The following is a 14,280-nucleotide window of genomic DNA, read 5'->3' as shown; positions in this document are numbered from 1 at the left end:
TCGAGGATGCCGGGGAAGCCGGAAACGCGCGAGGAGCCGGAGACGCACGAGCAGTTGAGCATGCACGAAAGGCCGGAGACGCACGAGGAGTTGGAGTCGGCCTTGGAGGCCGTCCACCGCGCGGGAATGCCGGGGGTGTTCGCCGAGGTGCGCGACGGCGGTCGGACATGGAGCGGCGCCTGCGGGGTCGCCGACGTGGGGACCGGTCGTCCGGTCACGCCCGACATGCGCCACCGCGTCGGCAGCATCACCAAGACCTTCACCGCCGTCGCGATCATGCACCAGGTCGAGCAGGGCCTGATCGGCCTCGACGCGCCGATCGGCGAGCTCCTGCCGCGTTTCGTACCGGGAGAGCGCGGCAAAAGGATCACGGTGCGGATGCTGCTCAACCACACCAGCGGCCTCAGGGACTACCTGTCATACGCCTTCCCGTCCTTCCGCGGGTTCCCTTCCCTGTCGGACATCTCTCCGGAGAGCGTGGACGACAACCGGTTCAGGCGGTTCCACCCGACCGAGCTGATCGAGATGGGGGTCGCGGCGCCGGCCACCGGCGAGCCCGGGGACCCTACGGGGGTCTACTCCAACACCAACTACCTTTTGCTCGCGCAGCTGTTGCAGCAGGTGACCGGCACCACGGCCGAGGAGTACATCACTCGCGAGGTCATCGAACGTGCCGGGTTGCGGCACACCGGGTTTCCGTCCGGCCCACGGATCGAGGGACCGCACCCGCGCATGTACGAGGCGCTGTACGGCTTGATCGACCCGCCGCGCGACTACAGCGTCTACGACATGTCCTGGGTCGGGCCGGCAGCGGCTCTGGTGTCGATGATGGAGGATCTCAACCGGTTCTACGGCAGGCTGCTCGCCGGCAGGATCGTCGACCGGTCGTCGCTGGCCGAGATGCGGCGCACGGTCCCGGTCCGCGCCCTGGACGGGACGACGATCGAGTACGGCCTCGGCCTGCACAAGGTCGTGGTCGAGGGCGGTGGCACTTTCTGGGGTCACGACGGCTCGGCCTGGGGAGCGGGGACGGTGTCCTTGACCCGCGCCGACGGGAAGCGGCAGATGTCCGTGGCCGTCAACCTCGCGAGGTGGAACGAGCGGGACTCCTCGGGGAAGCCGCGGCGCCATCCCATCGACGACGCGCTGGCGGAGCTGTATCAGCAGGCGTTGGGCGGCGGGACCCGGACCGAGGGCGCCTCGCGGGCCTCGACGCTCAGCACGGGGTCGAGGGGCCCTTCTGACGGGTGAGGTTGTCGTTGGACATCCAGCCGGCGGTGTTCGTCCCGTCGATCCGGACGTACGTCCATTTGTTGCCGTGCGCGTTGACGACGTAGCAGTGGTACCAGACCTTGGTGCCGGACTTCGCCAGGGTGACGGCGGGGCACGTCTGGTAGGGGCCGGTCTCCAGGTGGTAGTCGCCGACCATGTAGGCGTAGCTGCCCGGGCTCGGGTCCTTGTGGCTCCACCCGCCGCAGGCCGTCGGTACGGGACTGGGCCGGCCCGCCGACGCGCTCGGAGTCGCCCCGTGGGCGCCGGCCGGGCCCGACGGGGACGGCTGGGCCGACCGCGTCGCGCCGGCCCGCGAGGGAGGGGCGCCCGGAGCCGTCTTCGCCGGGCGTCCGCCGCCCGTCGAGGGTGTGGTCGCGGGCAGTGCCGCCGGCGCCCGGCCGCCCTTTCCACCGCCGTGCCCGCCGGTGAGGGCGTACGCGACCCCGCCCGCCGCGAGTACGGCGACGGCGGCGGTCACCGCGACGACGGTACGGCCGCGGCCCCGCGCGGAGCCGGCTGCCGAAGCCCCCCGCGGCGGGGGCGCGGGGGGCCCGGAGACCGGGACGTGACGGGGGCGCCCCGGCTCCGGGTAAGGCTGGTGGAGGGATCCGGGAACGACGCCGGCCGTGGGGGCGGGACCGAAGGCGGGAGGCGGGCCGAAGCCGGGAGCCGGCGCCGCGAGGAACGGGTGCGTCGGCGTCGCCACGGCGGCCGTGGCCGGCGACGGGGTCCCACCGGGCGCACGGTTCTCGGCCGTCTCCGCCAGCATCGCGCGCGCTTGGTCGGCCGTGGGACGGTGAGCGGGATCCTTCGCCATGAGTGCTCGCAGCACCGGGCCGAGCGGTCCCGCCCGGCGGGGCTCGGGCAACGGGTCCGCGACGATCGCCGACAGGGTGGACCACACGGAGGTGCGGCGGAACGGCGAGGTGCCTTCCACGGCCGCGTACAGCGTCATGCCGAGCGACCAGATGTCGGAGGCCGGGCCGGGCTCCTGCCCCTGTGCGCGCTCGGGCGGCAGGTAGTCCAGGGATCCGACGAGTTCGCCGCTGCGCGTCAGCTTGGCGAGGGACTCGTCGCCCGGGCCGTCCATGGTGGCGATGCCGAAGTCGGTGAGCACGACCCGGCCGCCGTGCTCCAGCAGCACGTTGCCCGGCTTCACGTCCCGGTGCAGGACCCCCGCGCGGTGCGCGGCGTCAAGGGCGTCCATCAGCTTGGCGCCGATCGCAGCCGCCTCGTACGGGTCCAGGGGGCCGCGCTCGGTCAGGACGTCGTCGAGGGAGGGCCCCTCGACCAGCTCCATCACGATGACGGGCAGGCCTTGTTCCGAGGTCACGTCGTGCACGGTGACCACGCCGTCGTGCCGGATGCGGGCCGCGGCTTGCGCCTCGCGTTGCATCCGGGTGCGCAGATCGGCGAGTTCGGGACCTCCCGCGTCGGTGTATGCGCGCAGGACCTTCACGGCGACCTCGCGGCCCAGCAGCGTGTCCTGGGCCCGGGCCACCACTCCCATTCCGCCGCGGCCGATCATCGCCGTCACCCGGTAGCGGCCCCCCAGTGTCTTGCCGACCAGCTCATCGTTCATCTCCCCCGTCGGCACCGCACACTCCGTTTCGCAACCCGCTCGTCAAAAGCCCTCTGGCGGCACCAGAGTAAAGCCACGATCACGGCGGCCGCTCGCTACGCGGGCACCTCCCGCCGGAAATGCGAGAGTTCGACGGACAGGTGCGGCTCCAGGGCCCGGAGGAAGTCCGCCGCGTCGAACATCGCCCCGGCCGAGGCCAGCCCCGTCGTACGGGTCCGTCCGGCGAGGACGCGCCGCACGGCCTCCACCGCCGGCGGCGCGGTGACCGCGTAGATGTCCCGGCCCCGGGCCGTGGCGCGGCGCTCGACACCGCCCGCGCGGACCAGGACGTCCACGACGAACGTCTGGTCGGATCGACCCAGTTCGCTGAACCGGTGCCGCCCGAACCCCGTACCGCCCGAACCGGTACCGCCGGACGGGGTGTGCCCGCCGGTGTCAGGTGCCGCCGTTCTTGAGGCGGCGCACGAACTCGTCGGACAAGCGCTTTTGCAGGTCCGCGAGTTGCTCGGGGGTGTAGCCGTTGAGGTCGACTTCGCCCGGTGGCGCCGTGCCCTCCTCCTTCGGTTTCTGCTTCTCCTGCTCGCGGCGTTTGAGTTCGGCTTCCTCCGGCGATCCGGGTGCCGCGTACGCGCACCTGATGAGTGTCCCGTCGGCGGCCTTGAGGCAGGTCGCCTCCCGACCGGCCACCTGACCTCGGCCCTCCACCCGGTAGCGGATGTTCTGTTCGCTGCCGATGGTGGCGGTCCACGTGCTGCCGCCGGTCGGGACGACCTCGAACACCCGGTCCTCGTTGTAGCAGCAGACGTCCCGGTACTCGGCCTTGACCAGCTCGACGAGTGCCTTCGGCGACGACCACGTCGGGTCGAGCCGGTGCACGGTCATCGGTGCCAGGCCACCGCCCTGTTGGCGGGTCGGGACCGTCGACACGGCCACGACCGAGCTGGCCTCCCCCTGCGGGGTGAGGGGGGTGACGTAGGCGCTGTCTCCGGTCGCGTCGCGGTACCGGAGCGTGAACTCCGAGTCGTTGCCCTCGTTGGCACCGTCCTCGGAGGCGTCCCAGCCGCTGCGCTCGAACCACCAGTCGCTGAAGCCGCCGACCGCGGTCGCTGCCTCGCGCTGCCGGGAGGCGAGGCTCAGTGGATAGGACGGGCCGGGCACCGCGGCCGTGTCGGTGGTGATCGTGACCTTTCCGGTCCGTCCGTCGTAGAGCGCCACCCCGGCCGGGCGTTCGGTCACCACGAGGATGCCGGTCTGGCGCTTGAGGGGGACGACCACGATCGGGGTACCGCCCGAGCAGGTCACGTAGGCGTCGGACGCCTCGAAGCGCACCCAGCGCTTCTGGTCCGAGATCTTCCGGCCGAGGTTGTGGGTGAACCAGCCGCCGATCCGGGCGTCGGCCCGATCCACGTCGAACGCACAGCGTTCCTGGTTGCGGCTGTTCCCGCCGAGGGGAATCTCCTGCACCAGGCCGACCTCGTATCCGGCCAGCCAGCCGCGCCGCTCGACCAGGGTCGCGAACCGGTCCGAGTCGGGCAGGTAGGTGACGTCCGAGATCTCACCGGTCACATCGCCCAGGTGGGGGGCGGCCTGCGCCTTGCCGACGAGGTAGGGGGCGCGGGGCGTCAGTTCGGGCACCGGCTCGGACACGACCCGGACGTCATGCATGTACTCCCGGTCCTGGAGGTACGCGCCGTACACCAGCCACCAGATAGCGAGGCCCAGGCCGAGGACGCCGCCGAGCCAGGCGAGGGCAACCGCCGCGGCTCCCCCGGCCGCGCCGCGCCGCTGCCCTCCGGACGACTTCCGGCGGAGCGTCCTCACGCCGAGCCAAAGCACCCCGGCGGTGACGGACGCCAGGAGCGGCGCGGCCAGCCAGGCGAGCATCTTGCGAAGCTCCCAGACCACGATCGTGGTGTAGTACGAGCCGTACCAGAGCGCGAGACCCGCCAGAAATATCCCTGTGCCCCACCGCAATGCCCGGCCCATCAGCGCCCCCCGACGTCGTTTCCCCGATTGTCCACGCCGCGTCGGCGCGTGTCAGCAGTCCGGGGCACCACGTGTGCCCGCCCGGCGGGCCGGGCGGTCGGTGGCGGGGGGCTGGAGGCGGCGCGGATCAGACGATGCCCTCGGCGATCTCCGCCTGCTCGCGGGCGTTCCCGTAGGCCGCCGGGGTCCCGTAGGAGCGTCGGGCGACGAACCACCACACGCTGGCGAGTACGAGTACCACCGCCAGGGCGTACACCGCGTAGTTCATGGAGTCGACGGTCACCGGCGACTTCTGCGGCAGGCAGAACAGTACGGTGACCACCGCCACCCAGACGACGGCGATCCAGCCGATCGGCCTGCTCCAGCGGCCCAGGTTCCACGGGCCGGGCTGGAAGCGCTTGCCGGCGCGCAGCCGCAGGTAGATCGGGATGGCGTAGGCGGGCGTGATGCCGATGACGTTGATGGCGGTCACGGCCCCGTAGGCGGTGGCGGACCACAGCGACGGCAGGGCGAGCACGCCCGCGACGACGACGGACAGCCAGACGGCGGGGACCGGCGTCTGCGTACGGCCGCTGACCTTGCGCCACAGGGAGGAGCCGGGGAGCGCGTTGTCACGGCTGAACGCGAAGACCATCCGGCTCGCGGCGGCCACTTCGGCGTTGCCGCAGAAGATCTGCGCGACGATGACGACGAGGAGCAGGGCACTGGCGCCGCCGGAGCCGAGCGCGTCGAGGAAGATCTGGGCGGGCGGGACTCCCGTGGCGCTGTCCTGGACGGCCGCGTAGTCCTGGATGGCGAAGGTGAGCCCGGCGAGGAGGGCGAATCCGGCGATCCAGGAGACCCAGATGGACCGGACGATGCCCCGGGCGGCGGAGACGGAGGCGTTCGAGGTCTCCTCCGAGAGGTGCGCGGAGGCGTCGTAGCCGGAGAAGGTGTACTGGGCGAGCAGCAGACCGATCGCGGCCACGTAGAGCGGGTTGGTCCAACCGGTGTCGTTGACGAACTCGGTGAAGACGAACGAGGGCGACCTGTGGTGGTCGGGGACGATGGCCAGGGCGCCGACGATCAGGGCGACGCCGCCCAGGTGCCACCAGACGCTGACGGAGTTGAGCAGGCTGACGAGGCGGACGCCGAACAGGTTGAGCGCGGCGTGCAGCAGCAGGATGCACAGGAAGATCAGGAAGGTCGACCCGGAGGTGGGTACGAAGCCGAACTGGAGGTTGAGGAAGGCGCCGGTGAACAGGGCGGCGCCGTAGTCGATCCCGGCGATCGCGCCGAGCAGGCCGAGGAGGTTCAGCCAGCCCGTGTACCAGCCCCAGCGGCGTCCCCCGAGCCGGTCGGCCATGTAGTAGAGCGCCCCCGATGTGGGGTAGGCGCTGGTCACCTCGGCCAGGGCGAGACCGACGCAGAGCACGAAGAGGCCGACGCCGGCCCAGCCCCACATCATCACGGCCGGACCGCCGGTGCCGAGCCCGAAGCCGTAGAGGGTCATGCACCCGGAGAGGACGGATATGACGGAGAAGCTGATGGCGAAGTTGCCGAACCCCCCCATACGACGGGCGAGGACGGGCTGGTAGCCGAGTTCTCTGAGCCGCTCCTCCTCGTCCTGTGGGTGTGGGGCGGTGCGGCCCTGGTGGGCTGCCCATGCGGTTCGGGACATGGTGGTACCTCCGGGTGGGTGGGTGGTGGGGCACGGGGACGGTGAGCGGGGGCGGAGCCTGGGTGAATCCGGGGGGACGGAGCGGTCAGTCCCGGCCGGCCAGGCTGCGTGACCTGGCCTGCAGGAACACCTCCTCGGCCTGTGCCTGGTCGGCCGGCGAGCGGGTCCGGTAGGCCCACGGCGAGGGGGTCCAGTACGGGCCGATCGCGTCGAAGACGCGGGCCGCCTCGTCGAACCGGAGGGCTCCCCACAGGGCGTGGGCGAGGTGGTTGAGGTCGAGCGGGGAGGCGTGCCGCGGGTCGGCGTGGTGGTACCAGCGGTCCAGGGCGTGGCCGGCGTCGCGGGCGGCGTCCTCTGCGACCCAGTGCAGGTCGAGGGCCCTTTCCTGGCCGCGTTCGCGGCGGTAGCGCTCGACCCGTACGTAGAGCGGCAGGACGTGTACGGCGGATCCGGAGGGCGCGGAACCGGCGGCCCAGTACACGAAGTTGGCGGCCTCGGAGAGCGGTCCGGGGTTGCCCGCGTACACGAACTGGAGCATGCGGTGGTACGCCTCGCGGTTGTGCGGGTCGCGCTTGTCGGCCTCGGCGAGGATGCCCCAGGGGCCGGGGGGCAGCATCGGGCCGGGCGGCGCGAGCCGGTGCTCGTCCATCCGGCGGTGTTCGTCGAGGGGCGCGAGGGCGAGCAGGCAGACCCATGGCACGGGGTCGGCGGGGGACAGACCGGCGGTGTCCCGGCAGCCGCTCCAGGCTTCCTGCCACAGCTCGTGGGTGCGGGGGTGTCCGGCGCGGTGGGCGCGGACGGCCCGTTCGACGGCGACGCGCGTGTGCATCACGGTCGCGGCGACACTGTGCGGTTCCTCGGTGAGCCACGCCTGGACCACGTCGGAGCCGGCGGCGACCGCGGCGAGGACCTGGGTGCGCTGGGTCCACAGCCCCCAGCCGTCCGTCCGTTCCAGCAAGCGCGCCATCGACACCCAGCGGCCGGTGCGCAGGTCCTGCACGGCGACGCGCAGCTCCTTGTCGTGGCCGGCGGGGTGGTAGACGGGCCGGAAGTCGCCGCCCGCCATCACCTCGTCCCGGTCGACGGGCGGCCCGGACGGGTGCGTCCTGCGGTGGTCGTGGTCATCGGTCCTCGGATCGGGTAGGGAGATGGGTCCGTCCGGCGCCGGGCCGCAGCGCTGCGGCCGTACCGTGCCGTGCCGGGAATCACGAGAGCCGCGCGCGAAGCGCGCTCTGCGTCCTCGACGTCGACCCGCAGTCGGCGTCCTTCCCGTTGATCGGCGATCACTATAGGGCGACGGGACGGTTACACATCCAGATTCTTGTTCGAACGTAAGTAACCGGCCAGGAGCACCATATGACTTCGCGTCAGCACCCCTACCGAAGCCGGGTGGATCTTGACGAGCGACGTCCGCTGATGGAGGCTTCCGAGCGACGATCCGACGATCCGACGACCGGTCGGAACGATCAAGACGCGAACGATCAGGACGCACAGCGGGACGGAGTGGTGATGACGGGCCCGGTGCTCGCTGTCGACCAGGGCACCTCGGGAACCAAGGCCCTCGTCGTATGTCCCGTTCGCGGCGTCATCGGATCGGCCTCCGCGCACGTACGGCCCCGGTACCTGCCGGGCGGGCGGGTCGAGGTCGATCCCCGCGAGCTGCTGGACTCGGTCCTCGCCGCCGGGCGGGCGGCGCTGGCCGCGGCCGGTGAGCCAGTCGTCGCAGTGGGCCTGGCCAACCAGGGCGAGACCGTTCTCGCCTGGGACCCGGCGAGCGGTGAGCCGCTCACCGACGCGATCGTCTGGCAGGACCGGCGCGCCGCGCAGCTGTGTACCGAACTCGCACCGCACGAACCGTTGTTGCGGGAGACGACCGGCCTGCCGCTCGATCCCTATTTCGCCGCGCCCAAGATGGCCTGGATACGCCGCCACCTGACCCGGGACGGCGTCGTCACGACCAGCGACGCGTGGCTGGTACACCGCCTCACCGGTGCGTTCGTCACCGACGCCGCGACGGCGGGCCGCACCCAGTTGCTCGACCTCGACACCGTGCGATGGTCGCCGGCGGCGCTCGACGCCTTCGGCCTCGGCGGGGAGCGACTGCCCGAGATCGTCGACTCGGACACCCGCGTCGGCACCACCACCGCCTTCGGACCCGCGCTGCCGCTGACCGGGCTGCTCGTCGACCAGCAGGCGGCGCTGCTCGCCCAGCGCGCCACCGAGTCCGGTACCGCCAAGTGCACTTACGGCACCGGCGCGTTCCTGCTGGCGCAGACCGGCCCGCTGCCCCGCCGCAGCGCCCGCGGCCTGGTCGGTTGCGTGGCCTGGCGGCTCGCCGGACGCACCAGCTACTGCCTGGACGGACAGGTGTACACGGCCGCCTCCGCCGTCCGCTGGCTGACCGATCTAGGCGTGATCTCCGGGGCCGAGGACATCGACACCGTGGGCGGCGGCGTGCGCGACGCGGGCGGTGTCACCTTCGTCCCCGCGCTCGCCGGACTCGCCGCCCCCTGGTGGCGGGGCGATCTACGCGGCTCGGTCACCGGTCTGGGACTCGACACCACGGCCGGCCACCTGGTGCGCGCCCTGTGCGACGGTATCGCCGCCCAAGTGGCGGAGCTCTCGGACGCGGTGGCCGGCGATCTGGGGGCGCCGCTCACCACCCTGCGCGTCGACGGAGGCCTGACCCGGTCCGCGCTGCTCATGCAGACCCAGGCGGACCTGCTCCAGATCCCCGTCGAGGTGTCGGCGCTGCCGGACGCCACCGCGCTCGGCGTCGGCGCGGTCGCCCGCTTGGGGCTCGACCCGGCGCTCACCGTCGAGGAGGCCGTCCCGGAGTGGAAGCCGTCCGCCGTCTACGAGCCGAAGATCGGCTCCGGGCAGGCCACGGAGCGCCGCGCCCGGTTCCGTGCGGCGGTATCGGCGCTGCTCGACGGCCCCGCAGGACCGTCGACGACCGCCGGCGTCCCCGCGTGACCGACGACGACCGCGGCGTCCTGTCCGGCGGCCCCGTATGAGCGTCACCACCGGCGGCTCGTTGCCCGGCGGGGTGTACGACGTGACGGTCATCGGCGCCGGGGTGGTGGGCTCGGCCATCGCCCGCGAACTGTCCCGGCTCCCGCTGCGGATCGCCTTGGTCGAGGCCTCCGACGATGTCGGCGACGGCACCTCCAAGGCCAACACCGCCATCCTCCACACCGGTTTCGACGCGGTTCCCGGCTCGCTGGAGTCCCGGCTCGTCCGCGAGGGACAGCGGCGGCTCGCCGCGTACGCCGCCGACAGCGGAATCCCGGTGGAACCGCTCGGGGCGCTCCTCGTGGCCTGGGACGAGGAACAGCTGGCGGCGCTGCCGGGCCTCGCCGACAAGGCCGTACGCAACGGTTACCGCTCGGCCCGCGTCATCCCGGCCGAAGAGGTACGGGCCCGCGAGCCGGAGCTCGGCGCCGGGGTGCTGGGGGCACTCGACGTGCCCGGGGAATCCGTCATCTGCCCCTGGACGACCACGCTCGCCTACGCCACACAGGCCGTCCGCGCCGGCACCGACCTCCACCTCGGCTGCCGGGTCGACTCCGTCGTCCCGGGCGATCCGCACCTCCTGCTCACCGGCCGGGGCCCCCTGCGCACCCGTCACCTGGTCAACGCCGCGGGCCTGTACGCCGACGCGGTCGACCGGCTCCTCGGCCACGCGGACTTCACGGTGACCCCCCGGCGGGGCCAGCTGATCGTCTTCGACGAACTCGCCCGCCCCCTGGTGCGCCACATCCTCCTGCCGGTGCCCGGCGCACTCGGCAAGGGGGTGCTGGTGACGCCGACGGTGTACGGCAACGTGCTGCTCGGGCCGACCGCCGAGGACCTGGACGACAAGACGGCGACGGGCTCGTCCGCCGAGGGGCTCGCGCTGTTGCGGGAGAAGGGCCGGCGCATCCTGCCGGCGCTCCTCGAAGAGGAGATCACGGCCGTGTACGCCGGATTGCGGGCCGCCACCGCGTCCGAGGACTACGCCGTCCGGGCCCACCCGGAGCAGCGGTACGTCACCGTGGGCGGCATCCGCTCGACGGGTCTGACCGCCTCCATGGCCATCGCCGCCCATGTGGTCGCGCTGCTCGCCGACGGCGGCCTGCCGGTGACGGGCGCGCGGGAGTTGGAGCCGGTGCGGATGCCCAACCTGGGCGAGGCGTTCCTCCGGCCCTACCGGGACGCGGAGTTGATCGCGACGGACCCGGAGTACGGCAGGATCGTCTGCCACTGCGAGCGGGTGACGCGGGGCGAGATCCGCGACGCGCTCGCCTCCACCGTCCCACCGGCCTCACCGGACGGCCTGCGGCGCCGCACGCGGGCACGGGGCGGTCGCTGTCAGGGCTTCCACTGCGGCGCCGCCGTCCGCGCGCTGTTCGAGGAGGGCCGCCGGTGAACCGTACGGTCGATGTCCTGCTCGTCGGCGCCGGGCCCGCCGGCCTGGCCCTCGCCGCCCGGCTCGCGGGCGCGGGCGCCGGGCGGGTGGAGGTCCTGGAACGCGAGCAGGACGCGGGAGGCATGCCGCGCCACTGTGACCACGGCGGATTCGGGTGGCCGCCCCGCCCCTGGCTGCGCGGGCCGCGGTACGCGCGGCAGGCGGTGCGGGACGCGGTCGGGGCGGGGGCCTCGGTCCGTACCGGCGTCACCGCCACCGGTTGGGCCGGCCCGCTGTCCCTGGAGGCCACGAGCCCGGCGGGGTTGGAGCGGATCACGGCCCGGGCCGTCGTCCTCGCCACGGGTGCCCGGGAGCGCCCCCGCAGCGCCCGGCTGGTGCCGGGCTCCCGTCCGGCGGGGGTGATGACCACCGGGGAGCTGCAACAGTCGGTCCACCTGTACGGGCAGCCGGTCGGTCGGCGGGCCGTGGTGGTGGGCGCCGAACCGGTGGCCAGGCACGCGGTGCGTACGCTGCGCCGGGCGGGCGCGGAGGTCGTGGCGATGGTCACCGGGCACGCGCGTGGCGCCGCCCTGCCGGGCGTCGTACTGCTCACGTCGACGTCGGTGACCGAACTGCACGGCAGGGGCCGTCTGTCGGGCGTGTCCGTGCGCCGTGAGGACGGTCGGTCGGGCGTTCTCGCCTGCGACACGGTGGTCTTCACCGGCGATTGGATTCCCGACCACGAATTGGCCCGGCGCGGCGGCGTCGGCCTGGACCCCGGCACCCGGGGCCCGTGCGTGGACGCGTCGTTCCGTACGTCGGTGCCCGGCGTCTTCGCTGTGGGCAACGTCCTGCGAGGCGTCGAGAGCGCCGCCACCGCCGCCGCGGAGGGGGTCGCCGCGGCCGCGGGGGTGCTGGCCCACCTGTCGGGCGTCCCGTGGCCGGAGCCCGGCCCGCCGCTGGTGGTGCGGGCGCCGCTGGTGTGGGTGACGCCGAACCGGGTCACGGGCCTCGCGGAGCGGCCGCTGCTGCTGCGCTCCGGGGAGCCGCTGACCTCCCCGGTGGTGACGGTCGACCAGGACGGCCGGCTGCTGTGGCACCGCCGGTTCCCGGGCCGGGTGTCACCGTCGCGGTCGCTGCGCGTGCCGCCGGCGTGGACGGCCCGGGTCGACCGCGCGGGCGGACCGGTCGTGGTGCGGGCCGGCTGACGGCAGGCGCCGGCGGCGGCTGTGCCAACTGACATGCGTACGGCCTGTTTTGACGGCCCGGGACGAGGTGCCCCGGGGCATGGGATCACGTCGGCTTGTCCTATCATCTGTTCGATTCTCGCCACCCGTGCCGTCACAGAGGGGCGGGTGGCGACTCTTGACGAGAGGCATCGAACACTTGCGATTGACAGGCAAGCACCGGATATCCATCCTCGCGGCGGTGGCGGCCACCGCCGCGATCGCGGGAAGCATGCAGCTCACCTCCAGCGCGTTCGGAACCGAGACCGACGAGGAGCCCGCGCCGCAGGCCGCGAGCTCCCCGGCGGCCCTGCCGGCGGTGGAGGACGTCGACTCCCACGCGGAGGACTCCGCCGTCTACGGCAGCGACGCCACGGCCTTCAGGGGCCGCGTCATGTCGCTGGGCGCACCGGCGCCCCGCTCCGCACCGAAGTCGGGCGTGGCCGCCGCGCCCGCACCGCTCCAGGGCGAGGGGTGGAAGCTGGGCGGCGTGACCAAGTGGCTGCAGACCGGCTACACCATCAAGTTCTACGACCAGAAGTCCGCGGACTGGCTGGCGCCGTACGTGCAGGCCTCCGCCGCGGACCTGCGCCGCATCACCAACCTGCCCGTGACCGTCGACACCAAGCCGGTCGGCTGGGACTACGCCCGGCCCCGGGGCGAAGTGATCATGGGGGTCGCCCACCGCCCGTGCCTGCCCCCGGACGGCGACACGATGGGGGGCACGGGCTGGAAGGTGGTCCGTGACGGCTCCGGCATGGCGAACCTCAGCTGCGGCTTCACCAGTTCCTCCCTGCCAGACACGGCCACCAGCGGCCACGCCTACATCGACGACGAGTTCTTCACCCCGGCCGGCAAGCCCAGCGCCGCCATGGGTGAGACGTACATGCGCAACCACATCAGCCACGAACTCGGGCACACGCTGGGTCTGGCTCACGCCAACCGCAGCACGGACAAGAGCGACTGCGTCAAGGGGAGCGACTCCGGCGAGTTCCCGGTGATGTGCTCGCCGGCCTACGCGTACCAGGACAAGCGCGCCGGCACCTACGTCCAGCAGTTCGACGTCCAGGGCCTGCGCCTCCTCGCCTCCGGCGCCGGCGCCGTGCTGTCGCCCCAGGGCAAGGTGACGGGCATCGGCTCCAAGTGCCTTGACGTCAAGGGCGGCAAGGCGGCCAACGGCACGCAGATCCAGCTCTACACCTGCAACGGTTCCGTGGCGCAGTCGTGGATCCTGGGCAAGGACGGGACGCTGCGCGCGCTGGGCAAGTGCCTGGACGACGCGCACAACGCGAGCACCAACGGCAACAAGATCAGCCTCTACGACTGCAACGGCACCCCGGCGCAGCGCTGGTCCGTCAACGGCAAGGGCCAGATCGTCCACGTGGCGTCGGGCAAGGTCCTCGACGTGACGGGTGGCTCCACCGCCAACGGCACCGCCGTCCAGCTCTACGCGGCGAACACGAACAAGCGTCAGGTCTGGGTCACCCCGAAGTGATCCCGGCAGCCGCCCGTGACGACCGGACGGCCGGTTGACGTCCCGAGCGGCCCCGATCCCCGGTCCCGCGCCGAGCGCGGTGGCCGGGGCTCCGGTGTCCCCGGGCCCTGTCCCGCGCCGACGACCACGACGCCACGCGATGCGGATGGCCGGAGGTCGCCTCGCCGGGAGCCGAGGGAGGGTGACAGCGTTGCGGCAGCGCGCAGCGCACCTTCCCCCTCCCGGTCGAGCGGGTCGAGCGCCGGGTGCGAGCCCGGAAGGAAGCGTGCCATGCCGCCCCACCCGCCCGCCGCACCCCGATCCGTTCTCCGGGACTCCTGTCCGAACGGTGCGTGGGAGGTCCTGCGGGCCCTGCCCCATCCCGCGCTCCGGCCGGGGGTGCGGGGGTACCGGGGCTACCGCGTGGACCTGGGACACGGCCGTCGGAGGCTGGAGGTGCCGGACGGCTGCGCCTCGGTGGTCTTCAACCTGGCCGAACCGGTCTGGGTGACCCTCGGTACCGAGCGGGACGGGAGCACCCGCCCCTACACCGCGCTGCTCTCCGGCCTACATCGGCCCACGGTCGGTCGGTCGTGCGGGCAACCTCCGCGCCGGGGTGGCGAGTTCGCCACCCCGGGCCGGGGTCGCGCCGCTTCGTCACTCCCCTGACGGACCACGACGGGAGGATGT

General features: G+C 73.0%; 10 protein-coding genes and 1 pseudogene. 6 read left to right on the top strand and 5 right to left on the bottom strand.

The window, feature by feature from the left end:
• Positions 1-60: 60 nt before the first annotated feature.
• Positions 61-1,251, top strand: coding sequence for a serine hydrolase domain-containing protein (locus ACV7NM_RS29640; protein ID WP_463414109.1), 1,191 nt, complete (start codon positions 61-63; stop codon positions 1,249-1,251).
• On the opposite strand, the gene ACV7NM_RS29635 is transcribed toward ACV7NM_RS29640, so the two are convergent.
• The 5 genes and pseudogenes from ACV7NM_RS29635 to ACV7NM_RS29615 form a co-directional block, all read right to left on the bottom strand.
• Complete coding sequence (locus ACV7NM_RS29635; RefSeq protein WP_463413174.1) at positions 1,217-2,854, bottom strand: serine/threonine-protein kinase; 1,638 nt, start codon at positions 2,852-2,854, stop codon at positions 1,217-1,219. The genes ACV7NM_RS29640 and ACV7NM_RS29635 overlap by 35 nt on opposite strands.
• A 95-nt stretch (positions 2,855-2,949) precedes the next feature.
• Positions 2,950-3,315 (bottom strand): annotated as a pseudogene (locus ACV7NM_RS29630) (hypothetical protein); the annotation flags it as partial.
• Positions 3,290-4,840, bottom strand: a complete 1,551-nt coding sequence (locus ACV7NM_RS29625) for a hypothetical protein (RefSeq protein ID WP_463413173.1) — start codon at positions 4,838-4,840, stop codon at positions 3,290-3,292. The pseudogene ACV7NM_RS29630 and the gene ACV7NM_RS29625, both read right to left, overlap by 26 nt.
• A gap of 127 nt (positions 4,841-4,967) precedes the next feature.
• Positions 4,968-6,500 carry an amino acid permease gene (locus ACV7NM_RS29620; protein WP_463413172.1) on the bottom strand — a complete coding sequence of 511 codons (1,533 nt, stop codon included), beginning with the start codon at positions 6,498-6,500 and terminating at the stop codon, positions 4,968-4,970.
• 85 nt (positions 6,501-6,585) lie between these two features.
• A complete protein-coding gene (locus ACV7NM_RS29615; protein WP_463413171.1) occupies positions 6,586-7,566 on the bottom strand; it encodes a hypothetical protein in 981 nt (326 codons plus the stop codon).
• 443 nt (positions 7,567-8,009) lie between these two features.
• Between ACV7NM_RS29615 and ACV7NM_RS29610 the strand changes: the two genes are divergently transcribed.
• The 5 genes from ACV7NM_RS29610 (at position 8,010) to ACV7NM_RS29590 (ending at position 14,259) form a co-directional block, all read left to right on the top strand.
• On the top strand, positions 8,010-9,476 hold the full coding sequence (locus ACV7NM_RS29610; protein ID WP_463413170.1) for an FGGY family carbohydrate kinase: 1,467 nt from the start codon (positions 8,010-8,012) through the stop codon (positions 9,474-9,476).
• 37 nt (positions 9,477-9,513) lie between these two features.
• Entirely contained in the window at positions 9,514-10,911 is a 1,398-nt protein-coding gene (locus ACV7NM_RS29605; RefSeq protein ID WP_463413169.1) for an FAD-dependent oxidoreductase, read from the top strand.
• Positions 10,908-12,098 (top strand): NAD(P)/FAD-dependent oxidoreductase, encoded by a 1,191-nt coding sequence (locus ACV7NM_RS29600; RefSeq protein WP_463413168.1) that lies wholly within the window; start codon positions 10,908-10,910, stop codon positions 12,096-12,098. The genes ACV7NM_RS29605 and ACV7NM_RS29600 overlap by 4 nt, the downstream gene beginning before the upstream one ends.
• A 184-nt stretch (positions 12,099-12,282) precedes the next feature.
• Entirely contained in the window at positions 12,283-13,611 is a 1,329-nt protein-coding gene (locus ACV7NM_RS29595) for an RICIN domain-containing protein (RefSeq protein ID WP_463413167.1), read from the top strand.
• Positions 13,612-13,881: 270 nt separating this feature from the next.
• The gene (locus ACV7NM_RS29590; protein WP_463413166.1) at positions 13,882-14,259 is read left to right on the top strand and encodes a hypothetical protein; all 378 of its coding nucleotides are present in this window, start codon (positions 13,882-13,884) and stop codon (positions 14,257-14,259) included.
• Positions 14,260-14,280: the final 21 nt, after the last annotated feature.

Source organism: Streptomyces sp. Tek67B01 (genome assembly GCF_055231995.1).
The sequence above is the reverse complement of the archived record's forward strand: the minus strand, read 5'-3'. Positions and strand labels throughout refer to the sequence as shown.